Source organism: Parabacteroides sp. PM6-13, assembly GCF_029892605.1.
Taxonomy (GTDB): domain Bacteria; phylum Bacteroidota; class Bacteroidia; order Bacteroidales; family Tannerellaceae; genus QVMG01.
In genome coordinates, this window is record NZ_JARXWF010000011.1 from 17,905 (window position 1) to 43,353 (window position 25,449).

Consider the following 25,449-nt stretch of genomic DNA (forward strand, 5'->3'; position numbering starts at 1 on the left):
ATCAATTATCAATTATCAATTATCAATTAAAGAATAGATTTTCCCACTCACCTCAAAAGCCGAAAGCGTCGTTCCTAAGATAGGAATATCTTCACTCTCCCCTTTTTCCAACATTTCTTTATCGGGCTTCAGGCCATTGACGAGTAGGATAGCTGCCATATCTTTCAATGTAGCCACTGCCATCACATTTTGATGGGTTTGCATAGTGATCCATATCATACCCTCTTCGGCATTACCCATCACATCGCTCAACAGGTCGCTGGTGTAGCCACCGCTTATCTCATTATGCATACCGCCTTCTCCGCAGAAAAGGGTTAGGTGTAGTTTGTTTACTAATTCACTGACCTTCATATTTGGCTCCTTTCTTATAACAATCTTTATTGAGGCGGTCTTTGCCCCATGTTTTTTCTATCAAACGAAACGCGTGTCCCTGATCCAGCTTTCCATGCTTCTCCATATTACGCTGCATAAAAACACAATCGCTAAACTGTGCCTCATGGCGCACAATATCTTCCGCCAGGCTTCGGCAGTTCGGACTACCACAGGCACCGCAGTCTATTCCGGGCAGATAACACATCAGGTTGCGCACCTGCTCCATCTTTTTCAGGATCTCTTCCCGCGAGCCGTCATACAACAGTTTGGGCTTGGGCGATATCGGCGGCATCATAATATGCTGCTTCAGGTAAGACAACGCTTCGAGGTTGTCGGCGGCATAGATCATCGGCACCTTATCGCGGTTGACCGACCGCTTCATCATGCGCTCAGCCGTAAGAAAACGATTGGCAACCGTCAACACCCCACCGGCACAACTACGGCTACAGGCACGTAACTCCAGAAAATCCACATTACGCACCTCATCTGTTGTCTCCATGCGTTCCAGGAAATCGATCACATTATGTATCTCATCGATGGCCAGGCTACGTCCCGGGAAATGTTTAGCCTCGCCACCAGTCTGGCTCCAGCGCATCTCTTTCTTGGTGAGCGAAGGGGGCAGTTCGCAATCGGGCTTATGGTCTTTGGGGCGGTTCTTCAACACATGATATACTTTATTATACAAGGTATCCATATTGATCACCCCACGAATAGTCGCTTCATATCCCTCTTCGCTCTTTAGGGAGGCAATCTTCGCCGCGCAGGGAGTCACATAAAAGATACCGATCTCATCGGGTGTAAATCCTTCGTCTTCCAACACCTTATGGTAATAGGTGGCTGAGGCATTCACCGGAGGCTTCACCAACAGGACATTATCTACCAACACCGGGAAACGCACCTGTATCAAGCGCACAATAGCCGGACAAAAAGAGCTGATTACCGGCTTCTCATCCGCATTCTCCATTTGTCGGATCATCTCCCGGCAAACCATATCGGTGGTAAATTCCACCGGGAAGATATGCGTAAAGCCCAACTCATAGATGGCGCTCATAATCTCCTTTTCCGTCGTATATTTAGAGAATTGCCCGGTAAAGACGGTCGGCACCAAAGCGACCCGACAGGTATAATCGAAAATGCGCTGAAAGTCATCCTGTCCTACATAGATAGCCTGTACCGGACATGTTTTCAGACACTCTCCACAATCTACACACCAGTCTTTGTGTATCGTGGCTTTACCATCCCGGATACGGATAGCACGCGTCGGGCATTTCGTCATACAACGCGTACACCCCATGCAAAGATCGTTATCGATCTCGAGCGCATGATAAAAATTATCTTCTTTCATGATACATTTCCTCCTATTAATCTTATGAGAATCGGGTAAGCATATAGACCTGCGTCCCGACGCCCACTTTGCTTTCGACGATCAGTTCGTCTACATTCTTTTTCATATTAGGCAATCCCATGCCGGCACCAAAGCCCATCTCACGCACAGCGGCCGAAGCGGTGGAATAGCCCTCCTGCATCGCTAACGGGATATCGGGTATGCCCGGTCCTTCGTCTTTCAATTCGATCGTGATCTTCTCCGCATCGACCTCGGCCAATACCTCACCCCGCCAGGCATGAGCCACCACATTGACCTCGGCCTCATACAAAGCCACCACGATACGCTTGATGATCTTCGGATCAACCGACAACTGCTTGAGCGTCTTCTTGATCTCACTCGAAGCATATCCGGCTCTCGAGAAGTTTCCACCTTCCAATTCATACCTGAATCGCATAGTTCACCCTCCGTTTTTTTGGGATACTTAGTAGACCGGCCGTAGGTCGCTACTATACAACAAGCCAACCGTACGATACATGGAATAAGGGGTTTCGAGCAGAATCATCTGATTCTCCTCCGCGAGCTCGATCATTTCAGGGGTTACTTTTTTGCCGCGCACAAAAAGGATACAGGATACTTCCGCCATTTCCGCTGTCCGAATGGTTTGCAGGTTGCACAAACCGGTAACAAGCAACACCTCGTTGCAATCCAACGTAAGCACGTCGCTCATCAAGTCACTGGCAAAAGCAGAGGAGACCTCTTTGTCTAATAGGGCGGCACCGCAAACAACGTTTGCGGCAGTCAATTCCTTCACTTGTTGTATTTTCATAATTCGCATCAACTAATTTATGCATCAAGCATTTCACTTCACGCTTAAGTTTCGAAATATACTAATATTTGTCAATTTTACAGCCTTTTCTTAATTAATTCTTACCTTTACATAAAGGTAAGATGCGCCTATGCATAGCTTAAGCCTGCTGAACGCTGTGTTAGGCTTTCAATATCTTGATGAGAATAAACTTAAATTATTTATGCCATGTTTGCAAAAGAGACTTATGTAGCCAGACGCGCTAAACTAAAACAAACCCTCGGCTCAGGGTTATTGTTATTTCTGGGAAATGATGAATCAGGTATGAATTACGCCGATAACACATACCACTACAGACAGGATTCCACTTTTCTTTATTTCTTCGGGCTATCTTATGCCGGACTCAATGCGGTGATCGATATTGATAATGACCGGGAGATTATCTTCGGAGATGAATTGACAATCGATGCCATCGTATGGATGGGCACCCAGCCTACGCTGAAAGAGAAGAGCGAAGCGGCCGGAATCACCGAGGTACGCCCCTATAAAGAGATTGCCGACTACCTAAAAGCGGCTCAGGCCAAGAAGCAGCCCATTCACTACCTACCTGTTTACCGCCCGGAACATCAGATCAAGTTGCAAGACTGGTTGGGCATATACCCGGGAACAGAAAAGCCTTCCGTGGAGTTCATCTATGGCGTTGCCAACCAGCGTAACTATAAAACAGAAGAAGAAATTATCGAGTTAGACAAAGCCTGCTGTGTCACGGCCGATATGCATATCGAAGCTATGAAAGCGGTTCGCCCGGGCATGCTCGAAGCCGAAATAGCAGCCATCGTTGCCCAGACAGCTTTGAAAAACGACTACCAGCTCTCTTTCCCTATTATCGCGACCATCAATGGCCAAACACTCCATAACCATTATCATGGAAACCGAATCAAAAGCGGTGATATGCTGTTGTTGGATGCCGGTGCCGAAACACCAATGGGCTATGCCGGCGATATGTCGTCTACGATTCCGGCCGATAAACAGTTCACTACCCGTCAACGCGAGATCTACGACATCCAGGTTGCCTCTCATGAAGCAGCCGTTGCCGCCTTGCGTCCGGGAGTCAATTTTGAAGAGGTATACGATCTTTCCCTAACCGTTATCATGGATGGGTTGAAAGAACTCGGCTTTGTAAAAGGAGATACGAAAGAGGCTGTCAAAGCAGGAGCAGCCGCCCTGTTCATGCCTTGCGGACTCGGACATATGATGGGCATGGATGTGCATGATATGGAAAACTTGGGAGAGGTATATGTAGGATACAACGGACGTGCGAAGAGCACACAATTTGGTCGCAAATCACTTCGCCTGGGCCGTGAATTGGAACCGGGATTTGTATTGACCATCGAACCGGGCATCTATTTTATTCCCGAACTAATCGATATGTGGCATAGCGAAAAACGCTTTGCCGAATTTATCAATTACGATAAAGTGGAAACATATAGAGACTTCAGCGGTATCCGTAACGAAGAAGACTACCTGATCACTGCCGACGGCGCCCGTCTTTTGGGCAAGAAGATTCCGTTACATGCGGAAGAGGTTGAAGCATTGCGCTAAGATGCTCTTTTGAACTCAAAACAGTCTCTAAGAAATAGTTACAAAAAAAAGAGTCACCTCCACTATGGAGATGACTCTTTTTTTGTGTTCACCTTTATTAAGGATCAAATTTTCCTCAAAACTTCAGCTAATTTTTCCGGCGTAACATCGGATGCAACGATCACCCCTTTATCATCGATCAGGTAACTGTTAAAGCCCCGATCCAATTTATACGCCTTACGTAGAGTTACTTGCTTATCCGCTTCTACCAGGAAATGCGCCGCACCATCTAACCGATCACACTTTAGTGTTTCGTGGAATATCGACCTCTTCGTATCCAAAGAAATCGAATACGCCTCCACCTGATTCGAGTCAAGACAGTTGATCGCATGCATCAAACGAACGTTGCGCGCACGTGATTCCGCGTCGTATGCCGCCCAGAAATTCACCAATGTGTAACGTCCCTCTTGATTCCGGAAATCAACAACTCTTCCGTTTTCTAAAGACTCTATTCTCGGAGCTATATCACCGGGGTTTATACCCTCCGTTAATATCGACTCTTTTGATCCGGATGACATAAATAACAGGCCAACCAGAACAATGAGAACATAAGTTCTTACCCTCATAATGTTCAATTTACGTTTGACTTGATCGGGAACAGTAGTATTTGTTTTATTTATGTTCACCGACTCCTGATTTTCAGGATATATTTGTAAGAACGCATCCTTCTCCAAGGCTTTTTTCTTACAAAACGAGGGCAAAGATACAACAAAAGTGAGGCATAAACCAAATTTTATACACTTTTTATGGAATATCGCAAACGATTCACAGGCTTTATTCCGCCCGTAAATATGTTTTAGAGCACAAAAGTTCGCACTATTTATTAGCGTACAGGAGGCATTGGAACACCGGTCTTTATATATTCATCATACACAACCCGGGGGTGACTTGTGTAATCGGATGCGGATTCCGTCTCTGCCTCATGCGTAGCCTGCTGCCGGCGCCGCATATGTTTCTCCCCGTATTCGCGCAACGTTTCACTGGCTCCTTCCGCAACGAGGGTGCTATCCATCACCGGCATATCCAGGATATTCTCTTTCGGAGTAAGCTGTGGCAGCAAGGTTTGTTCGAGCAGTCCCCGGTAAGCACCAATATACTCACACCAAACCACTCTACCCTCTTTGAATATGCGATAGGTATAATTCGACCAGGCCGTTCGTATATGTATCTCTTCACGCCAGATTTCGACATTTGCTTTCGAATCAAAATGGGGGTCTTTGATAGAGACTCTTTTGAAACTATCTCCTTCTTCCAAAACTTGTGCGTGCCATTTCTCGGATTCAAGAATCTCGGCAACAATATCCGCCAGTTCTTCTCTTATTTCAAATCGTATACGCATCATATATGCCTGCCGGTCAGGACTTATTAAGGTTCCAGGTTCTCAATGAAACATTTCAGTTTGGTTTTCTTACAAATATAGTGAAAGCTGAGCGCAATCAAGCTTGCTTGAAATTGCCGAGGCGTATCCTATATTATACAAATATATTAAATTGCACGAATATCCCTCATTGTTTTGAGCATTTTTTATGCGAACACCGCTAAAAAGCCTATCTTTAGGCTGTCTAATCAAAAACAGCCATGATATGAAAACGAAAAAAGCAACCATAGTCCTCTTTTTAGCTTCTCTTCTGTCTCTTTTCGCCTTGCCGGGATGCGGGGTAAGTCAGCAAGCCATTAAACTCAATGATCTGGAAGGAGAATGGGTTTTGAAAACGATCAATGGTCGGGAGGTTAGTACCTCATTCTCCAAGTCACTCCCAACGCTTCAGTTTGATTTCAAAGAGAAATTGATTCACGGATCAGGCGGATGCAATCGATACAGTACACGCTTCGTCCTGGTGAACAACCATATGACCACATCGCCTGTGGTCTCTACCAGAATGATGTGCTTGGATCCGAATATTGAAAACGAGTTTTTCCGGGCATTGGAAACAGAGAGCTGGCTTTTTATAAAAAAGGGCATACTAACCTTTCGGAACGAGAAAAATGCCGTTGTTATGGAATTTCAACCGAAACGAGAAAAGCTGATCTTGGCAGAAAAGTGATAGTCAAACCCCGTCTATAAGTAACAAATTGTAATCAAAATATTATTTTTACTTACAATTATTACGAAAACCCGTCATTTCTCCGTATATTTGCACGTTTTTTTCGCATTCCTCACAGAGGTTTGTTCTGAAGAAGCATGTCTCTGAAAAGGCAAAAACAGGTATTATATATATATGTATAATTGAAAATGAATAACTATGGCAAAATCGATTAAAGAAGAGGCGCTGCGGTATCATGCCGAAGGAAAGCCCGGGAAGATAGAGGTTATCCCTACCAAACCATATAGTACACAGAATGATCTGGCGTTGGCCTATTCGCCGGGCGTGGCGGAGCCTTGCCTGGAGATAGAGAAAAATCCGCTGGATGCCTATAAATATACAGCGAAAGGAAATCTGGTAGCGGTTATATCTAACGGAACAGCCGTATTGGGACTGGGTGATATTGGCGCGATGGCCGGCAAACCGGTGATGGAAGGAAAAGGACTGCTGTTCAAAATATTTGCCGGGATCGATGTGTTCGACATTGAAGTAGACGAGAAAGATCCTGAAAAATTCATTCAGACCGTGAAAGCGATCGCTCCGACCTTCGGAGGAATCAACCTGGAAGATATCAAAGCACCGGAATGTTTCGAGATAGAGCAACGCCTGAAGGCGGAATTGGATATCCCGGTGATGCACGACGACCAGCACGGAACGGCGATTATCTCCGCAGCCGGATTATTGAATGCTCTGGAGTTGACAGGCAAAAAGATTGAAGAGGTGCGGATCGTTGTAAACGGTGCTGGTGCCGCCTCTATCTCCTGTACCAAACTGTATGTCTTATTAGGCGCTAAGAAAGAAAATATCGTCATGTGCGACAGCAAAGGAGTGCTCTCCGTTCACCGCTCGGATCTGAACGCCTCCAAGAAGGAATTTGCTACCACCCGTGATATCAAAACATTGGCCGAAGCGGTGGTTGGTGCCGATGTATTCCTGGGACTTTCCGTAGCCAACGTACTTACGAAAGAGATGGTGCGCACAATGAATAACGATCCGATTGTATTCGCCCTGGCCAATCCGAATCCGGAGATTTCCTATCAGGAGGCGATGGCTTCGCGGGAGGATCTTATTTTTGCCACCGGACGTTCCGATTATCCGAACCAGATTAATAATGTATTAGGATTCCCTTATATTTTCCGCGGAGCATTAGACACACATGCCAAAGCCATCAACGAAGAGATGAAGGTGGCTGCCGTATACGCCATCGCGGAACTGGCCAAAGAACCGGTGCCCGATGTGGTCAATGCGGCCTACAAACTGAAACGCACCTCGTTCGGAAGAGATTACATCCTTCCCAAACCGCTGGATCCTCGCCTGTTGACCTCTGTGTCGGTGGCCGTTGCCAAAGCGGCTATTGAGTCGGGTGTAGCTCGTAAAGAGATCACAGATTGGGAGGGATACCGACGTCACCTGAAGGATATGATGGGCTACGACAACAAACTGATGCGCTCGTTCACCGATATGGCGAAAGCCAACCCCAAACGGGTTGTCTTTGCCGAAGCCAACCATGCCAATATGCTGAAAGCGGCTGTGGAAGCGAAAGCGGAAGGGATTTGTATTCCTATCCTATTGGGCAATGAAGAGCGTCTTTATAAGATTGCCGCCGAAGAAAACATCAGCCTCGAGGGCATAGAAATAGTAAATATGCGCCATGACCGCGAGAATGACCGTCGCGAACGCTATGCCCGCATCCTGAGCGAGAAGAAAGCGCGGGAAGGCATCACCTATACGGAGGCCTACGAAACGATGGTCGACCGCAATGCCTTCGGTATGATGATGGTGGAGACGGGCGAAGCCGATGCCTTCATGACGGGGGTCTACAGCCGTTACAGCACCATTACCAAATTGGCGGAACAGATCATTGGCATTCGTCCGACATACAATCACTTTGGCGCAATGAACATCATCTCCTGCAAGAAAGGAACGCTCTTCATGGCCGATACGCTGATCAACCGCCATCCTTCGACCGAGGTATTGATTGATGTGGCTCGTCTGACCCACGATGCAGTCAACTTCTTTGCACACGATCCGGTAATGGCGATGGTCTCTTATTCCAATTTCGGCGCCGACAAGAAAGGAAGCCCGCGAAAAGTGCACGAAGCCATCGATTACCTGCATAAGAAACATCCGGAAATCATGATCGACGGAGAGATGCAGGTCAACTTTGCACTCGACCAGAAACTGCGTGACGAGACCTATCCATTCAATAAGATGAAAGGCAAAGAGGTGAATACGCTTATATTCCCGAACCTGAGCTCGGCAAACAGCGCCTATAAATTATTGCTCGAAATGGGCGTCGGAGAAACCATCGGCCCGATCCAGATGGGATTGAACAAACCGATTCACTTCACGGATATAGCCAGTTCTACCCGTGACATCCTGAATCTGACAACCGTAGCGGTGGTAGATGCCATCGTGCAGGAGCAGATCGAGAAAGGCATCCGTTGATAAGATGTATATATAAAACAAAAGGGCTGTCCGGTTTGGGCAGCCCTTTTGTTTTGGTATCTTGTTATCTTATTCGATAATATGATGCTTTTTGAATATCTTCTCGATCGCTTCCAAGGCAAAATCTAATTGTTCTTTGGTATGTGTCGCCATCAATGAGAAGCGGATCAGGGTATCTTCCGGAGCCACAGCCGGGGTAACCACCGGGTTCACAAACACACCTGCCTCAAACAACTCCTTCACTACTAAGAAAGTCAAGTCATTGTCACGAATAAACAATGGAATGATAGGCGTAGAGGTATGTCCGATCTCACAACCCATATTACGGAAACCATCCAGGGCATAATGCGTAAGATCCCATAAGTGCTGAATGCGTTCCGGCTCGCTGATCATGATATCCAGGGCGGCTCCCACGGCAGCTGTTGCCGAAGGCGTATTACTTGCACTGAAGATATAGGACCTGGAGTTATGACGTATGTAGTTGGTTACCGTCTCATCGGCCGCAATAAAGCCACCGATAGAGGCAAGCGACTTACTGAATGTTCCCATAATCAGGTCAACATCTTTGGTCACCCCGAAATGATCACAAGCACCACGTCCCTGACGTCCCAAAACGCCTAAACCGTGGGCTTCGTCAATCATCACACTGGCATTGTACTTCTTAGCCAGAGCAACAATCGCAGGAATATCAGCTACATCCCCTTCCATGCTGAACACACTGTCGGAAACAATCAGTTTCACCTTGTCCGCCTCGCATTTCTGGAGTTGTTTCTCCAACGACTCCATATCGTTGTGCTTGTATTTCAGCTTGTTGGAGAATGACAAACGATGTCCTTCGATAATCGAAGCATGATCGAGTTCATCCCATAAGATATAGTCTTCACGGCCGGTCACACAGGAGACAACTCCGAGATTCACCTGGAATCCGGTAGAATAGACAATCGCATCCTCCTTTCCGACAAACTCTGCCAAGCGCTTTTCCAGTTCAATATGGATATCTAACGTACCGTTCAGGAAACGCGAACCGGCACAACCTGTTCCGTATTTCTTAATAGCCGCGATAGCTGCTTCTTTTACTTTGGGGTGATTTGTCAAGCCTAAATAGGCATTGGATCCGAACATCAAGACTTTCTTCCCATCAATAACAACCTCTGTATCCTGGTCGCTTTCTATCTTACGGAAATAGGGGTAAATTCCTATGGCTTTAGCCCTTTGTGGCGCATCATACCGTGCCAGTTTCTCTTGTAAAAGTTTCATATTCGATAAAGAGAATTATTTCTTACTTTTATTTTTATGAAAAGAACTTCGGATTCATCACTACATACTGAATATGCGTCGACAAATCCAGGCGCAAAAGTACTAAAAAAATCACTCATAAACGGATTCATACCCCAAAAGTTTCACAAAAGCACTATTTTTGCTTTGTCATAATTAAAAAAGCATCATGGATAAAAAGCCCATTCAGATACAAGCCATTATAAACCCCATCTCCGGCGTTGGCTCGAAACGGAAAATACCCAAAATGATCGAGGAGGCATTTGCTTCCGAAGACTGTTCGGTAGAGATCACGTTTACGGAATATGCCGGTCATGCCAGCGAATTGACAAAACGAGCGGTCGAAGCCGGTGTGCATACCATCCTGGCGGTCGGAGGCGATGGTACAATAAACGAAGTGGCCAGTTCCATGCTCCATTCGGACGCTATCCTGGGCATTATCCCCAAAGGATCCGGAAACGGATTGGCTCGGGAACTCTTTATCCCGATGGATGTCAAGAAAGCCTTGGATGTGATTGCCAAAGGGCATGTATCGACCATCGATAGCTGTTCTGCCAACGGGCGCGTCTTCTTCACCACCTGCGGAGTGGGTTTCGATGCGGCGGTAAGCGAGAATTTCGCCCACGAAAAGCATAGAGGATCCGTCACCTATGTCAAAACTGCGATCGAAGAGTATCTGAGCTATAAGCCGGAAGAATACGAACTCTCGATCGATAGCATCACCCTCGCCGAAAAGGCCTTCCTAGTGGCCTGCGCCAACGCCTCCCAATACGGGAACAATGCCTTTATCGCTCCCAATGCAGATATTGAAGACGGCAAAATGGATATCACCATCCTCTCCCCCTTCACCCCACTGGATATCGGTCCTTTGGCCATCCAGCTGTTCACCAAGCAGATAGATCGAAACAGTAAGATCAAGATCATTAAAGGGAAAGAGGTGACCATCACCCGCAAAAAGCCCGGTATTATGCACATCGACGGCGAGCCCATACAGGCGGAAGCCGAGATTCAGATCACCATGGATCCCCATTCGTTGAAGGTCTATACCCCTACGGAGGTGCCGTTTACGGAAGAGGTATATCATTTCTTTGGCAAAGTAACCCGCTTTTTCGATAAGAGATTGCCTTATATCTTCCGATAAAGGAAAGCCTCTATGTTTGAATGGATTATTTATTTATATTTGTACGAAAGCAATAAAACATCTGCCTCATGTTGGAAGAATTAAAACTTATTCTTGAAAGCACCATAATAACTCCTTACACGATTATTGTCCGGTTGATTATCAGCTTCTTCCTCGGAGGACTGATCGGGGTGGAACGTCAAATGCGCCGTCGCGACGCAGGTATGCGCACCTTCACGCTGATTTGCCTCGGATCGACAGCCGCCATGCTGATCTCTATCTGGATTCCGCAGACCTATCCCGACTTTCTGAATGGTGACCCAGGACGTATTGCTGCGCAGGTATTGACAGGTATTGGTTTCTTGGGTGCCGGAGCGATTATACAGAATCGGGGAGGTATTCAGGGACTGACAACAGCCGCCTGCATCTGGGTAGTAGCCGTCGTGGGACTGGCCGTTGGAGCGGGTATGTATCTTGCCGCGGGTGTAACCACCCTCGCCACACTCTTCGTATTGCTCTCGATGGAAAAACTGGAGAAGCGTATGTATCTCGACGGCGTGAATAAGATCCTAACCATACACTGCTCCATCGCTTCACCCAATCTAAAGGCGATCCGCACCATCCTGGAGAACCAGAATGTCTACATTGTCAGCTTCTCTTATGAAATAGATTACGAGAAAAACAAATCGACCATTACCTATAAAGTCAATGTACGGTCGAAATCCTCTTACAGCATCCTGTTTGCAGAGGTCTATCGTTTAGGCTATATCTCCCAGATACGCCTGTTGGCCTGAGAGATGGTTAAAACGAATAATCCACACAAGCCCGGTCGGCCTTGACCGCCGCAATCACCTCTTTCGATACGGCTACATGATCCGGATGAGCGGCATAGCGTGCCACATCTTCCAGCGAATCGAGCTCTGTGGTTAAGATAAGATCCCAGCTCTCTACCGGATTCACATTGAAGTCGACCCGGATCGCCCGGAGGTAATCGATCTTTTCTTTCAACGCTTCCAACCGTTCTTTTATCTCCTGCATCTTCGCCAGTTTCTCTTCTGCCGAAGGGAAGTCGATCAGTTTGAACATCACTATGTGCTTTATCATCTTTTCTATCTTTATTTTGTCCTGTTTATTTCGTAATTAAAACAACTCCTGCTCTTCCAGGTAAGAGTCTTTGTAGCCAAGGAAATAGAGGATTCCGTCGAGCCCGATGGTCGAGATCGACTGTTTGGCTGTCGCTTTCACCTTTGGTTTGGCATGGAACGCGATACCCAAGCCGGCAATACTGATCATAGGCAGGTCGTTCGCCCCGTCGCCCACCGCTACGGTCTGGCGGATATCCACATTTTCAACCTGTGCAATCAAACGAAGCAATTCTGCTTTGCGTTTCCCATCGACGATATCGCCTAAGTAGTTACCGGTTAGTTTACCGCCTACTACCTCCAGTTCATTCGCATAGACATAATCAATATTGTATTTGTTCTTCAGGTAATTCCCAAAATAGGTGAATCCCCCCGAGAGAATAGCAATCTTAAAACCGATCCTTTTCAGGACCGACATCAAACGGTCTACCCCTTCGGTGATAGGCAAACTCTCTGCGATCTCTTGCATCACGAAAACATCCAACCCTTTCAACAGGGCGCATCGCTGGCGGAAGCTTTCCGAGAAATCGATCTCCCCGCGCATAGCCGATTCCGTGATCGCTTTCACCTCGTCCCCCACCCCGGCACGTATGGCCAGTTCGTCGATCACCTCCGTATCGATCAAGGTGGAGTCCATATCGAAACAGATCAGGCGGCGCATACGGCGAAACATACTGTCTTCCTGGAACGATATATCCATTTCCAACTGAGCCGATAAGCGCATAAAGTCAGCTTTCATCTTTTCCTTGTCATTCGGCGTGCCACGTACGGAGAACTCTACGCTGGCCTTCGGCGTACGCTCGCTCTCTTCCAGCGGGATACGTCCCGTAAGACGTTTGATGTCATCGATATTCATACCCTGTTCGGCCACCACCTTCGAAATAGCAGCAATCTGGCGGGCAGTGAGTTTACGCCCCAAGATAGTGATGATATAGCGATGCCGCCCCTGCATACCGACCCATTCGCTATAAGCCTCCCGCGAGATTGGATCGAAGCGGATATTGACATTCAGCTCATTGCTTTTAAACAATAATTCTTTAAGCGTCTGTCCGGAATCTTTCTCCGAACTCTGAAACATAATCCCTAACGACAAATGATTGTGAATATCAGCCTGTCCGATATCTAAGATCACGGCATTGTTTTGGGCAAGGATTTCAGTTAAAGCGGCCGTTACGCCCGGACGGTCTGTCCCATTGATACTGAGAAGGATAATCTCGTTGTTTTGTTCCATAAAGCAATCCAGTTAGCATGATCCGGATGCACTATTCGTTAATCGTTTTTTTGCATTTTTAGCACATCCGCCCGCAAAGGTAAAGAAGAATTTGTGAATTAAAAACCTTACAAGGTATTTATGGTGTTTGTGTCGAAGAGGTTGTATTACCAAATGGGAAGATTTTCATATAAATCCCGCAGGGATTTCCTATTCGTAACCGCGGGTGTAGCGAAGCAAACCCGTGGTAGGCAGATAGACAAGACCTACTCTCCAAGCAACCCCGAAGCGGGTTGAACCCATTCCGGGTTCGTTAGTTTTTATTAGCGAAATACCCCCCGGTCGTTCGCTTCGCTCTCTTACCGAGGGTTACGAATAGGAAACCCCTGCGGGATTTAACTCATTTCAGTGTAACTTGCCCATCTTCACATCTTACAAAATTTGAAGGTGCTTGATGAGGCCAAACGCCGCATAGCGGCGATCTGTATCCAGCCCCGTGCGTGAGCGCGGGGAAATAGATCGTGCAATCAACAGCGCCGCGTAGCGGTGCTATATGGCTGTATTTATGAGGTGTTACATAGCACCGCTACGCGGCGCATTTTTTGCGTATCCCTTTTCCCCGCGCTCACGCACGGGGCTGGATACAGGTCGCTGCTATGCAGCGCTTCCCCCACCCCTATCTCCTATTTCCTTCAATTCTTATAAAATCTGAAGATTCCCAATTTGCAAATTGTCAAAAACGCCCGAGTATTTTTCCAAAAACGTAGGGGTATTTAAAATTAGTCCCGCGAGTAACACTTTTTAACGTATCATATTGTAAAGCAAAACGACCTTTTTGCTTACATTTTGATATTCCAGAACAAGACATTCCAGGTAGTCAAATCAGAGGTAAATTAGCCTTCCTTTAGTCTGTTGTCTCACCTTCTCTATAATAAATGCACACCCGATTTCATTCATAGTTCAAAAGAAAGTCATACTTTTGCAGTCACTTAAAATGAATTAAAGAATGAACGCTACAAAGATTTTACTTTCTGCAGTAATTGCCACTTCCTATCTCTTTCTCACATCATGTATTCAGCCGGAAGCGCTTAATACCGAGGCAGACATCGAATCATGCCTGATAGAGGGAGATGTATTGATCTCTCCTCCGAAGATCGAAAACAACCGCGTGACACTTATGCTCAGCCCGAAGGCAGATATCACCCGCCTGGCGCTTGATTTTGTGCTTACACCAGGTGCAACCATCCAGCCCGCCAGCGGAACCGTATTAGACTACCGCCAGCCGCAGACCTTTGTCGTTACCTCCGAAGACGGCCAGTGGAACAAAGCCTATACGATCACTTGTATGGTCGATAAGATGGGAACTACCTTCGGTTTCGAACATTACCGCACAGCAGTCGACAAAAACGGCATGGAACTGTATCATGAGTTCTATGAGGTGGCCATCGAAAACGAGAAACAGGTTGAACAGAATATATGGGCCAGTGGTAATACCGGTTTCAAAATCGTTGCCAGCGACAAAACACCGGAGGACTACCCAACCGTTTCTTCACCGGACGGCATGGTAGGACGCTGCCTGAAGCTTGAGACCCGAACTACCGGCAAGGTGGGCGAAGTGCTCAAAATGCCTCTGGCCGCCGGTAACCTATTTATCGGTTCCTACAGTGGAAGTCTGAATGCACTGAAAGCCACCCACTTTGGTATTCCTTTCTCAGGCGCGGTACCTATCGCCTTATGCGGGTATTATAAGTACAAAGCGGGCGCGGTTTACACCGACAAGCAGTTAGTTGAACACCCTGATAAAAAGGATAATTTCGACATCTACTGTGTTATGTATGAAACAGATGACAAGGTAACATACTTAGATGGATCAAATGTAAAAGAAAGCCCCAACTTAGTAGCGATGGCTCAGATGCCTGAGGCGGCAAAAAAAGAGACCGATGAATGGACCTATTTCTACCTGCCTATCGAGGTGTTGCCCGGCAAGACAATTGATCCGGTCAAACTGGCAAACAATAAGTATAACCTCTCGATTGTCTTTTCTTCCAGTAAGGACGGTGCCACTTTCAGCGGCGCAGTCGGCAGTACCCTTTATGTTGATCAGGTAGAACTGTTGGAAGAGGAATAAAAAAAGATTGATTTGTCACACACATATTGAAACAAGAATATATGAAACTCAGATATTTTATCTTATTAGTAGCCGGATGCGCTTTGTTACAGACTGCCCGGGCGCAGGAGGAATCAACCAGAGCCTTGGAGTGGTCGACCACCCACGGCTTGGAATACAGTCTCAAAGCAGGTTTTAACATCGGCGGAACAGCACCGATCCCTTTCCCCGAAGAGATACGGGAGATCAAGGGTTATAGCCCGAAACTGAACCTATTGATCGAAGGTGATGTCACCAAATGGTTCAATTCGCGTTGGGGTGCCCTGGTAGGGATACGCTTAGAGACAAAAGCGATGGACACCAAGGCGCAGGTGAAAAACTACGGCATGGAACTCTCTATCGGAGGTGAACCTCCTGTGACCGGTCGCTGGACCGGTATGGTTAAGACCAATGTAAGCCATACCTACCTGAGTGTACCTCTGCTTGCCACCTATAAAATCAGCCCGCGCTGGAAACTGCAGGGAGGAGCCTTCCTCTCTTATATGTTCGACGGTGACTTCTCCGGAGAGGTCTACGACGGCTATCTGCGCGATGGAGATCCGACCGGCGAGAAGACCGTGATCGATGGTGAACAGAAGGCCTTTTATGACTTCTCGGACGAATTGCGCTCTTTCCAATGGGGAGCACAAGTGGGTGCCGAGTGGCGTGCCTTCAAGAAGTTTACGGTCAACGCCAACCTCACCTGGGGGTTGAATGACGCGTTCAAACGTGACTTCAAAACCATCACGTTTGCCATGTATCCGATCTACCTCAATGCCGGGTTCGGGTATGTGTTTTGATTGGGCAATAGCCGCACAACTCCTCCGGGAAAGACTTTAATCGATCCATTTTAACGACATTTTAGGTAGTCTTTTTTTATTTTACGAAAAAGGACTACCTTTGTTTTGATTTCTGATTGTGGCGAAGTGATAATTAAAAAGTGTGATCTATGAAGAAAGAGGAAGATGTTTTTAAGGAATTTCGCGACTCCTTCAGTAAAATGAAAGGACATTTCCATATCTTAGAGCAACGTGTGCCTGTCAACAGACAGATGGAATACTTTAAATATTCAGAGAACATGCGCAAAAACGAATCGCCGGTTCCGCTGAATGATGAAGAGAGCGAAGGAATCTATCAGTTACTGATGCGTGAGGATATCTCAACCGAAGAGAAAAAACATCTTCTGACTACCCTGGCCTCCGCCAAATCGGTAAAAGCCTATCGTTTATTGGAACAATACGTACAACATCCCGACAATGCCATTGCCGACTGGGCTTATATGGCCTTGATGGAATCGCGTATCTCCCTGGAGTCGGAGCTCTCGGACGAGCAGCAGATTTACATATCCACCGGCTTGGGCGGGAAAGCGGAAAAACTCCGCTTTTATATGCTTATTCTCTCCAAGGAGAAGAAAGTATTCGAAGAATATCAGCGTCAGGTGATCGAACGCGAATTTGCCTATCTCCTACCCAAGCAACAATGCGAGATAGAACGACTCACAATTGAAGATCAATACGTGGAATTACTCTTTCTGGTGCCGATACGAACTGATATTAAAGAGGTATTGGACGGTGTCATTACCGAGTGTAATCAGTACGGAGATTTTCTGTCGAAAGGATTTACTGTCACCAACGTGAAAGAACTGACAAAAGAAGAAATCACAGATATGATTAGACAGGATGGAAACGATTAAGCAAGCTATGAAATATGGTGTTGTGGGCATAAGCAACACCTTAATTACGGCTGTTGTTATTTGGGTGATGATGAAAGTGTTCGGGATATCGGATGTCGTATCCAATATAACCGGATATATAGCGGGGGTTCTGAATAGTTTTGTATTAAATAAACAATGGACGTTCCGAAGTTCACAAGGATGGCTGGTCAGCGCTTTGCGCTTTGGCGCTGTCTTTGGCGTGTGCTATTTATTACAGTTGGGGCTACTGCTCTACCTGAATGAGAAGCTGACCATCGATTCTTTTTACAACCAGCTTATCGCGATGGGTTTTTATACGGTGATTAACTTTCTAATGAACAAATACATTACCTTTAAATCGTAGAATATCATGAAGAAGCTCGCTCTCATCATACCATGCTATAATGAGGAATTGGTCATTACAGAGGCCTACCGCCGGGTGAAAGCCGTACTCGACCGGCTGTCGAATCCTACGGAAATTATTTTTATTAACGATGGCAGTCGGGACAAAACCCGGATGTTATTAGATGAAATAGCCAGCAAAGACAAGCAGGTTAAAGTGCTTCATTTCTCGCGCAACTTCGGCCATCAACCGGCAGTAACGGCAGGGATTCATCACTGCGATGCCGATCTGGCCATTATCCTGGATGCCGACATGCAGGATCCACCCGAATTGATCCCGGATATACTGGCACTGCAAGAGCAAGAGGAGGCCAATGTGGTCTACTGCGTCCGCAAATCGAGAGCGGGAGAAAGCCGCTTTAAGCTATTGACGGCCAAGCTATTTTACCGGACCATGAACTCCATGAGTGAGGTAAACTTCCCATTGGACACGGGCGACTTCCGATTGATCGACCGAAAGGTGATGAATGAATTCGATCGCCTGAACGAAAAAGGGAAATATATACGCGGACTGATCAGCTGGGTTGGTTTCAAGCAGGTACCGTTCTATTATGAACGGGAAGCCAGAATCGCCGGTGAAACAAAATATCCGCTGAGCAAGATGTTTAGCTTTGCCTCCAACGCATTGCTCTATTTCTCGAAACGTCCGCTAAAGCTCGCACTTGGACTGGGCGCCCTAGCGGTGATTGTCGGGATCGTACTGGTTATTTGGTTCACCTTAGGAAAGATCTACGGATTCAGCAACGCCGAGTCGGGCTGGACATCCATCATGTTTACGATCATCTTCTTTGGCGGTGTACAGCTTATTACCGTAGGGGTATTAGGCACCTATATCGGTATCCTGTTCGACGAGATAAAGGCACGCCCCGAATATATTATTGATGAGAAAAGAAACTTCGCGGATTAAGAAGCTCACCCAAAAGGCCAAACAGCATCTAATCCGTTAGAAAATCTTTCGGTAGATATGACAATAGGGCGTTCCGCCTGATTTGTCATAATACTTTTGGTGATAGTTCTCGGCAATCCAGAACACAGAAGCTGGTTCAATCGACGTTGCCACAGGATAGCCCATATTGGTTAAGACCTCCATCACCTCTTCCGCCACCATTTGTTGATGATCATTATCGTAGAAGGCCACCGAACGGTATTGAGTTCCTATATCCGATCCCTGTCCGCCGATCTGCGTGAAGTCATGCGTTTCATAAAAGAGTTTACTCAATAAACGATAAGAGGTCTGCGTCGGATCATAGACCACCATAACCGTTTCCACATGCCCGGTCTCGCCTGTTTTCACCTCTTCATACGTCGGATTCTCTTTCTTACCGCCCATAAAACCCACATAGGTCTCAATCACTCCCGGGTGTTTGTCGAAATGATACTGTGTACCCCAAAAACATCCTGATGCGAAATAAGCGATTGCTGTATTGTCCGGATAAACCATAGATTCTATATTTATTTTCAAGGAACAAATATAAGAGTTAAAATCGATACGTTTATCATAATCAATCTGATCTCTTCTCCCCTAAGGTTTCTTTCAACAGGCAGGAAGCAACACATGATGCGAAAAAAGTAAAGAAAACATTTTGCTATTCAAAATAAAACCCTACCTTTGCAACCGCATTTAGGAAGCGTCCTAACAGCGATCAAAAACAAACAGATCATTATTCGGGGTGTAGCGCAGTCCGGTTAGCGCACCTGCTTTGGGAGCAGGGGGTCCCAGGTTCGAATCCTGGTACCCCGACGAAGAAAAGAGGCTGAATGTCAATATGATATTCAGCCTCTTTGTTTTTATCATTCCCCATTATATCCCCATAATGTCTCAAAAATGGGATTTCGGTAGTAAAATAGACTATTATTTATTTGAGATTTATTTCTCATTTGATAAGACCTCAACATCAACGCTTTTCCTCTGTTTTGCATCATATTGTTGCATCCACATCAAATATATAGAAGCCTCTTCTATGCTTTTGATATAAAGCATTTTAGATATATCATTTTTGTCTATGTCTGTATATATGAGGTTTAGACTATCCGCCATAGACAAGGAAGTATTGACAGAATTTTGATATACAGAGCTTATTTCATCATAGTTTTCGCTGTTTATTTCATCATAGTTAGAGTAAAGTCTTGCAAAATTTTTCTTTAGTAGTTCCTGTATATCTAAATTAAGTTTTTCTGTGGGGGACAAAACAGATTGTTCGGGATCACTTCTATTCTCCTCTTCTTGTTTCATGACTTCAGTCTTTTCAATCTGCTGTATCGAATTATTCTCTAAATGAGAAGGTTTTTCCTGCTCTAAAGTGTGTGTTTTCTCAAGAGGAGTTTCTGGTATTGCAATACTTTTCTCCTCTTGTTGTTGTACAGGTAGATGTTCTAATGAAGAGGTTTCTCTATTCAGATAACCCAAAAGGATGAATGCGGTAGTAAGAAATAAAAAGATAGGAATAAAAACACTCCATAATCTATTTTTTTTTCGTTGTTGCTTTAGAGATAGTTCTACCTCATCAATATTCTTAAAACGCTTCTTCTTTGCAGGCTCTTGACATCGTTTGATAAGTGTTTTATATGGAGAACCGATGCGATTTGCTAAAATAAACTTTAGAATGCCTCCTATTGCATATATATCTGTTTGAATATCGACCGTCTCATTTGGTGATAACTGTTCGGGAGCTGCATAAATAGTCGTTTTCCCTATTGTTGATTGAAAACAGTCGGAATAAGAAAAGCCAAAATCAACTATCTTAACATCATATCCTATAGCAGTAATCAGGATGTTCTCTGGTTTCAGATCTAAATGGAGTATCTGGCGTTCATGTATGTATTTAATGGCGGAGAAAAGTTGATTTATGAATTTAGTCAAATTCTTTTTGTCGGAAAAATAGTTGGGGTGTTTAGCCAGAAACTCTGACAGCGGAACACCATCTATATATTCAGTTAAGAAATAAAAACCATCTTTATCACTCCCTTTGGTTATATATCTAACTATATTAGGGTGGTTGAGGCTATATCCTATTTCAAACTCTTTTTGAAAAGCAGATAAATAGAAAGGATTGTCTTTGTGTTCGGCTTTAGGGCGTTTTAGAAAGTGCCATTTCCCATGAATTAAGACTTTATAAGTATCAGAAGTTGCTCCATTCGTTTGTAGCTCTTGAATGGAAGAAAAACTATATGGGCTATTGCGTTCCTCTTCTTCTATATAACCAAAACTTGATGTCTCCACTGTAGAAATGTTAGGCTACAAATATAGCTATTCCACCACAGAAAGCGCAGTTAAGCCAGAAATTTTGCCTGCGATAAAGTTTCCCAGAGAAATATCGCCTCTGACAACAGAAGAAACAAGTAAGGGGTGGTTCAATACAAAATGGCTTACTTCTATAATATCATCAATAAGCAGTTTACTATTCCTGCTTTCAATGACAATAAATCTTCTGTTTTCTTGATATTCTACGATAACCATTCTGTCAGGGAAATACTCAAAACGAACTTTGTCGCCCGCTTTAAGCCTGTTACACTCGATTTCCTCAATGGTGGTGTATGAAGAATTACCATCTTTGGTGATAGCTGTCAACAGATAATCCCAATTCGCATAACCCAGATAACGGGCAATCGCATCCAACGTATACAAACGAGGCTCCTGTACCCCTTGAATAAAACCAAGCAACCGCTTTAAGGTATTAGTACTCACACGTTGTCTCGTTACGTTCTCTATTTCATAAGAAAGATATTCGCAATCGGAGGAATAGCGCAACTCCCTCCCCAACTTCTCTTCCAACATTTTTTTAATAACAGGCGACATCATAATTTTTCTTTTTTTGCAAAAATAGAATAAATATCCACACCCGCTTACGAATGGATGAAATGGACGCAATGGACTATTTGGATTTAACTTATTCTAAATAAATCGCTTACATTCGCAGCAGTTAAACAATTAAAAAAATTCAACATGAAACGGTATCTTATTTTTTACATTTGCTTAGCACTGACGCTGTCCTTTTCATCTTGTGATGATGACAAAGACAATGATGTAGCAACCTCTAATATTGTCGGAAAATGGAAATTGGTAGAGGTGAAAATAAATGGGAAAGTTAATAATCCTGCGTCTGCAGATGCCTACTATGAGCCCTGTGATTATAATGGTTGGGTGAGATACAATTCCGATGGCACAGCCGATGAGTATGATGCTTGTACGAAAAAGACCTACATCAATGCAGGAGTCTGGTCGATCAACAAGGGCATACTGACCTTATCTTCAAGAGAATTTGGCATTCCTATTACAGTAAATATTATTGAACTATCATCAACCACGTTTATTTACGAATTCGACCTTGTAGATAAACAGCGGTTGAAATGGGAAAAAGTAGAGTGATACGAAAAACAAAAATAAAAAGTAAAAAATAGAAAACAGCTCACGAATGTTGCTAAACTATTTTGTTTTACTATATTTGCCGAATCATCCTATCGGGTGATGACATTTTAGTTATACAGGAAGCGTTTAGCTTTTATTCTTGCTAAGAATCTGGACAATTCAACGCACAACAGAATAAATAAAACGTTCTTCCCTTTCCTCGTATATGTACCTACACATATATGGCAAGGGAGTGAGTTGTTTTCTTTATCCGTTGTGCAGGCAGTCCAGAGCCTTTAGCAGGATAAGCTAACAGGCTCACTCTTCCTATTTATAGACATCCTTGAGAGCCGGAGGAACTGAAGAAAAAGTTATGGAAACAACACAATTTATTGAAATCACTAATCAAGCATGTCCAAACTGTGGAGCGCAAGTATCAATTAGTAATGAGAATCAATCGTTTGTATGTGATTTTTGTCAAACAGAAGTACGCCTTGTTCGACCTGTTGTTATAAAAACAAAAAATGAGGTTATAGAGGCGCTCTCTGAAAATGAACAAAAAAGGTATTCTAACCTTATCACAATAATTGAGAGCGCTATGATTGCTGAAAATTATGATGAAGCTTATGAATATTGTAATAAAGCATTGGAAATAGTACCTAATTCAGCTGCATTGTGGGAAAATAAGGCGATTTGTTCCTTTTGGAATAGTACAAAAGGGGATATTGTAAACAAACAGGCAAAAGAGACAGTTACCTACTTGAGAAGTGCAAAAAGATATGCAGTTGATAACGATACTGTTTATATTACATCAGAAAATATTGCATGGAATCTATATTATCTATCTAGAAAATGGGCAAGTAAACTATATAGTGATAAGGATGGATATAGTTGGGGGGATGCCTATAAAATATTTGATTACATCTCATTGTATGAAATATGCTACGAAATTCACGACGATGTATTCTTTCTTAAATCCGCCATAGACGAGTTTGTCCTTCAGAAAACTTACAATATAGGCTGGCTTGATAACGATAATGTAAAAAAAGTGTTTCCAAACATTCAGAGCCTTGTAGATAGATATGAAAAAATGATACAAACAAAAGAACCTGAATATGTAAAGCCAGCTGTTCCATCAAGCGACAGTATGCCTTGGTGGTTTATGTTAATTTTGATTTCATTGGTTTTATTTGTTATTTTCATTATTTTATCAGAATGATCAACCTTAATTAGATTATAAAAAATCAATTTCAAACATTTCACAACACACAGCAATAAACATGCTCAATGTAGTAAAATATGATATTAGCACCGATAATCTCGTATGCAAATATGATTCAGAAAGTATCAAGCTTGGATCTCAATTAATTGTTTACCCTTCCCAAACGGCTTTTTTCGTAAAAGGCGGAAGTATATTAGATCATTTTACAAGTGGCACATATACCCTTAAGTCGGAGAATATCCCCCTATTAGGAAAACTTATAAATATTCCTTTTGGAAACGAGACCCCATTCAAAGCAGAAGTTTGGTTTGTTAATCAAATATCTATTCTTGACAGAAAATGGGGTACAGCTACTCCTATTCAGATTGAGGATCCTAAGTACAACATCATTATACCTATTAGAGGATTTGGGCAATATGGTTTTAGGATCAATGAACCTCGTGTGTTCTTGGAAGCGTTTGTAGGCAATATGACCTCTTTTTCTGTAGAGAAACTCAGCGATTATTTTCGAGGGGTTATTATGTCTCAACTGACAAATGTTATATCAGATAAACTAACCAGAGACAATATATCTGTTCTAACTATCAATTCTCATCTAAACGACATTTCGATCTATTGTCAAGACAAACTTAATAGTGTATTTTCTAAATATGGTGTTGAGATAAAAGATTTCTGCATTATCTCTATTAGTGTTGTCGAGAATGATCCCAGTTTTGCTAAACTGAAAGAGGCGAAAGATTTTGCAGCCCGCTTAAAGATCACGGGACGAGATGCCTATCAAATGGAAAGAAGTTTTGACGTGTTAGAGACAGCCGCAGGAAACGAATCAGGCGGGGGTAATCTGATCAATGCCGGGTTGGGGTTAGGAGTTGGCGTAAATGTTGGTCAACAGATAGGAGGTATGGCCGCCAATGTTATTAATACAAATCCATCCGTGCCACCACCGCCGCCACCTGCTCAATACTATCTGGTTGTTAATGGGCAACAAAGTGGTCCTTATGCTTTTGATGCGATATCAGATAGTATCAAAAATAATCAGATAGCGGCTCATACTCTTATTTGGAAACAAGGGATGAGTAATTGGGAAGCGATAAATTCTTTGCAGGAGTTCGCGTCTTTGTTTGGCACCCAATTACCTCCTATTCCACCAATCCCATAATAATTAAACGATATGAAAAATACAATTCTATTCATTGGAGGCATTATCCTGCTTTCTAATCTCTTGTTAGGGATGATACTATCGGCATATCCGATCTTTAATGTCGGACTTAACAGCGTTGTGATAATAGTTAATACCGTCTTGTTATACGCAGTGAATGTCATTCAGCTAAAAGATGCTTTTAAGATTTTCTTTTCTCTTTTCCTGCCAATTATCGGAGTCATTGAATTTATCTTAGGCTTGTTTGCTAACAGTCAGTTCAAAGACAATTGGTTCTTGGTTTTTATTGTCTTTGCTTTGATGGGAGAAGCGATTTTGCTTGTGGTAATAAAGAAGGTTTCACAGATAAATAGTTAAGAAAGTGACAAAGACAGTTTCATACTCAAATGATGGCGCACCTACGATATTTCTGGAAAAAGGAAAATATGGCATTAAAAATTCTTCCGGAGAGATCATTATTCCGGCAGAATACAAGTCGATTAAAAGAGTGAACGAATACACTTCAAATGGGAAACTCATTCGGCAATACGTAGTGGAGTTAAAGAAAAAACAGGGTTTACTTCAGGTAAATGACAATTCATACGAAGTGATTATTCCCATAATGTATGACTCTATTGAGAAAGCGTTCAAAAGTCATTTTAAGGATATTATGACGTATGATCCGGTTGATAAAGAGTTCAAAATGGTTGATGACTCTGATACGCCTGATAATCTTGATAATTTTTCTGATGTGGAAGGCATGAAAGATTGGGAATTCCTAAACCTATATTTAGTTAGCCTTAAAAAGAAATATGGCTTAATAGATACAAATGGGAATACCCGTATCCCGGTGGAGTATGAAAAGATAGGGTGGGCTGAGAAAAATTTCCCATACCTTCATATATACAATGAAATGCCAAATGGCGACTTTTGGGTGGAGGTGAAAACAAAGAAAGGAACAAGCTTTTTAGATAGCTATGGGAATACCATCACCCAACACTTATCATTCTGAACAACAATTGTTTTTATAAATCAAATCAGTTTCATATATCTGCAGTTCCGAAACGCACGTTTCGGAA

General features: G+C 44.0%; 27 protein-coding genes and 1 tRNA gene. 16 read left to right on the forward strand and 12 right to left on the reverse strand.

What is annotated here, in order from left to right:
- Positions 1-15 precede the first annotated feature (15 nt).
- From M2134_RS11160 to M2134_RS11175, 4 genes are read right to left on the reverse strand one after another with little or no spacing between them, the layout of a single operon-like run.
- Positions 16-351 (reverse strand): serine kinase, encoded by a 336-nt coding sequence (locus M2134_RS11160; protein ID WP_280752308.1) that lies wholly within the window; start codon positions 349-351, stop codon positions 16-18.
- Positions 338-1,717 (reverse strand): [Fe-Fe] hydrogenase large subunit C-terminal domain-containing protein, encoded by a 1,380-nt coding sequence (locus M2134_RS11165; RefSeq protein WP_280752307.1) that lies wholly within the window; start codon positions 1,715-1,717, stop codon positions 338-340. Before M2134_RS11165 ends, M2134_RS11160 begins: the two co-directional genes overlap by 14 nt.
- A 22-nt stretch (positions 1,718-1,739) precedes the next feature.
- Positions 1,740-2,153 (reverse strand): ATP-binding protein, encoded by a 414-nt coding sequence (locus M2134_RS11170; protein ID WP_280752306.1) that lies wholly within the window; start codon positions 2,151-2,153, stop codon positions 1,740-1,742.
- Positions 2,154-2,180: 27 nt separating this feature from the next.
- Positions 2,181-2,525, reverse strand: a complete 345-nt coding sequence (locus M2134_RS11175; RefSeq protein ID WP_280752305.1) for a PucR family transcriptional regulator ligand-binding domain-containing protein — start codon at positions 2,523-2,525, stop codon at positions 2,181-2,183.
- 207 nt (positions 2,526-2,732) lie between these two features.
- On the opposite strand from M2134_RS11175, the gene M2134_RS11180 reads away from it, so the two are divergent.
- The gene (locus M2134_RS11180; protein WP_280752304.1) at positions 2,733-4,106 is read left to right on the forward strand and encodes an aminopeptidase P family protein; all 1,374 of its coding nucleotides are present in this window, start codon (positions 2,733-2,735) and stop codon (positions 4,104-4,106) included.
- Between the two features lie 104 nt (positions 4,107-4,210).
- Here the strand turns inward: M2134_RS11180 and M2134_RS11185 are convergent, their stop codons facing one another.
- Together M2134_RS11185 and M2134_RS11190 are read right to left on the reverse strand one after the other, a co-directional pair.
- Entirely contained in the window at positions 4,211-4,711 is a 501-nt protein-coding gene (locus M2134_RS11185) for a thioredoxin-like domain-containing protein (protein WP_280752303.1), read from the reverse strand.
- 257 nt (positions 4,712-4,968) lie between these two features.
- A complete protein-coding gene (locus M2134_RS11190) occupies positions 4,969-5,484 on the reverse strand; it encodes a hypothetical protein (RefSeq protein ID WP_280752322.1) in 516 nt (171 codons plus the stop codon).
- Positions 5,485-5,728: 244 nt separating this feature from the next.
- Here M2134_RS11190 and M2134_RS11195 point away from each other — a divergent pair, with 244 nt between their 5' ends.
- Positions 5,729-6,190 carry an META domain-containing protein gene (locus tag M2134_RS11195; RefSeq protein WP_280752302.1) on the forward strand — a complete coding sequence of 154 codons (462 nt, stop codon included), beginning with the start codon at positions 5,729-5,731 and terminating at the stop codon, positions 6,188-6,190.
- 198 nt (positions 6,191-6,388) lie between these two features.
- The gene (locus M2134_RS11200; protein ID WP_280752301.1) at positions 6,389-8,677 is read left to right on the forward strand and encodes an NADP-dependent malic enzyme; all 2,289 of its coding nucleotides are present in this window, start codon (positions 6,389-6,391) and stop codon (positions 8,675-8,677) included.
- Between the two features lie 69 nt (positions 8,678-8,746).
- On the opposite strand, the gene M2134_RS11205 is transcribed toward M2134_RS11200, so the two are convergent.
- Positions 8,747-9,934: a pyridoxal phosphate-dependent aminotransferase family protein gene (locus tag M2134_RS11205; RefSeq protein WP_280752300.1), complete on the reverse strand. Its 1,188-nt coding sequence runs from the start codon at positions 9,932-9,934 to the stop codon at positions 8,747-8,749.
- Positions 9,935-10,121: 187 nt separating this feature from the next.
- On the opposite strand from M2134_RS11205, the gene M2134_RS11210 reads away from it, so the two are divergent.
- Together M2134_RS11210 and M2134_RS11215 are read left to right on the forward strand one after the other, a co-directional pair.
- Positions 10,122-11,093, forward strand: coding sequence for a diacylglycerol kinase family protein (locus M2134_RS11210; protein ID WP_280752299.1), 972 nt, complete (start codon positions 10,122-10,124; stop codon positions 11,091-11,093).
- 68 nt (positions 11,094-11,161) lie between these two features.
- Entirely contained in the window at positions 11,162-11,866 is a 705-nt protein-coding gene (locus tag M2134_RS11215; protein ID WP_280752298.1) for an MgtC/SapB family protein, read from the forward strand.
- A 7-nt stretch (positions 11,867-11,873) separates the two neighbouring features.
- Here M2134_RS11215 and M2134_RS11220 read toward each other — a convergent pair whose 3' ends face one another.
- Both M2134_RS11220 and serB read right to left on the reverse strand, forming a co-directional pair.
- The gene (locus tag M2134_RS11220) at positions 11,874-12,176 is read right to left on the reverse strand and encodes a Dabb family protein (protein WP_280752297.1); all 303 of its coding nucleotides are present in this window, start codon (positions 12,174-12,176) and stop codon (positions 11,874-11,876) included.
- Positions 12,177-12,212: 36 nt separating this feature from the next.
- The gene (gene serB / locus M2134_RS11225) at positions 12,213-13,445 is read right to left on the reverse strand and encodes a phosphoserine phosphatase SerB (RefSeq protein ID WP_280752296.1); all 1,233 of its coding nucleotides are present in this window, start codon (positions 13,443-13,445) and stop codon (positions 12,213-12,215) included.
- 985 nt (positions 13,446-14,430) lie between these two features.
- Between serB and M2134_RS11230 the strand changes: the two genes are divergently transcribed.
- From M2134_RS11230 to M2134_RS11250, 5 genes are all read left to right on the forward strand, one after another.
- On the forward strand, positions 14,431-15,552 hold the full coding sequence (locus M2134_RS11230; RefSeq protein ID WP_280752295.1) for a PCMD domain-containing protein: 1,122 nt from the start codon (positions 14,431-14,433) through the stop codon (positions 15,550-15,552).
- 41 nt (positions 15,553-15,593) lie between these two features.
- The gene (locus tag M2134_RS11235) at positions 15,594-16,370 is read left to right on the forward strand and encodes a porin family protein (protein ID WP_280752294.1); all 777 of its coding nucleotides are present in this window, start codon (positions 15,594-15,596) and stop codon (positions 16,368-16,370) included.
- 149 nt (positions 16,371-16,519) lie between these two features.
- Positions 16,520-17,263 carry a hypothetical protein gene (locus M2134_RS11240; protein WP_280752293.1) on the forward strand — a complete coding sequence of 248 codons (744 nt, stop codon included), beginning with the start codon at positions 16,520-16,522 and terminating at the stop codon, positions 17,261-17,263.
- On the forward strand, positions 17,250-17,627 hold the full coding sequence (locus M2134_RS11245; RefSeq protein ID WP_280752292.1) for a GtrA family protein: 378 nt from the start codon (positions 17,250-17,252) through the stop codon (positions 17,625-17,627). Before M2134_RS11240 ends, M2134_RS11245 begins: the two co-directional genes overlap by 14 nt.
- 6 nt (positions 17,628-17,633) lie before the next feature.
- The gene (locus tag M2134_RS11250; RefSeq protein WP_280752291.1) at positions 17,634-18,572 is read left to right on the forward strand and encodes a glycosyltransferase family 2 protein; all 939 of its coding nucleotides are present in this window, start codon (positions 17,634-17,636) and stop codon (positions 18,570-18,572) included.
- Positions 18,573-18,608: 36 nt separating this feature from the next.
- Here M2134_RS11250 and msrA read toward each other — a convergent pair whose 3' ends face one another.
- Entirely contained in the window at positions 18,609-19,106 is a 498-nt protein-coding gene (msrA, locus tag M2134_RS11255; protein ID WP_280752290.1) for a peptide-methionine (S)-S-oxide reductase MsrA, read from the reverse strand.
- 225 nt (positions 19,107-19,331) lie between these two features.
- On the opposite strand from msrA, the gene M2134_RS11260 reads away from it, so the two are divergent.
- Positions 19,332-19,406: transfer RNA gene (locus M2134_RS11260), tRNA-Pro, on the forward strand.
- 126 nt (positions 19,407-19,532) lie between these two features.
- Here M2134_RS11260 and M2134_RS11265 read toward each other — a convergent pair.
- Both M2134_RS11265 and M2134_RS11270 read right to left on the reverse strand, forming a co-directional pair.
- Positions 19,533-20,885 (reverse strand): protein kinase, encoded by a 1,353-nt coding sequence (locus M2134_RS11265; protein WP_280752289.1) that lies wholly within the window; start codon positions 20,883-20,885, stop codon positions 19,533-19,535.
- A gap of 27 nt (positions 20,886-20,912) precedes the next feature.
- Positions 20,913-21,464 carry a hypothetical protein gene (locus tag M2134_RS11270; RefSeq protein ID WP_280752288.1) on the reverse strand — a complete coding sequence of 184 codons (552 nt, stop codon included), beginning with the start codon at positions 21,462-21,464 and terminating at the stop codon, positions 20,913-20,915.
- A 144-nt stretch (positions 21,465-21,608) separates the two neighbouring features.
- Here M2134_RS11270 and M2134_RS11275 point away from each other — a divergent pair, with 144 nt between their 5' ends.
- The 5 genes from M2134_RS11275 to M2134_RS11295 all read left to right on the forward strand — a co-directional run bounded on the left by M2134_RS11275 (position 21,609) and on the right by M2134_RS11295 (position 25,382).
- A complete protein-coding gene (locus M2134_RS11275; protein WP_280752287.1) occupies positions 21,609-22,031 on the forward strand; it encodes a lipocalin family protein in 423 nt (140 codons plus the stop codon).
- A gap of 352 nt (positions 22,032-22,383) precedes the next feature.
- Positions 22,384-23,229: a hypothetical protein gene (locus M2134_RS11280; RefSeq protein WP_280752286.1), complete on the forward strand. Its 846-nt coding sequence runs from the start codon at positions 22,384-22,386 to the stop codon at positions 23,227-23,229.
- Between the two features lie 61 nt (positions 23,230-23,290).
- Entirely contained in the window at positions 23,291-24,391 is a 1,101-nt protein-coding gene (locus tag M2134_RS11285; RefSeq protein ID WP_280752285.1) for an SPFH domain-containing protein, read from the forward strand.
- Positions 24,392-24,403: 12 nt separating this feature from the next.
- The gene (locus M2134_RS11290; RefSeq protein WP_280752284.1) at positions 24,404-24,748 is read left to right on the forward strand and encodes a hypothetical protein; all 345 of its coding nucleotides are present in this window, start codon (positions 24,404-24,406) and stop codon (positions 24,746-24,748) included.
- 4 nt (positions 24,749-24,752) lie between these two features.
- A complete protein-coding gene (locus M2134_RS11295; RefSeq protein ID WP_280752283.1) occupies positions 24,753-25,382 on the forward strand; it encodes a WG repeat-containing protein in 630 nt (209 codons plus the stop codon).
- Positions 25,383-25,449 lie beyond the last annotated feature (67 nt).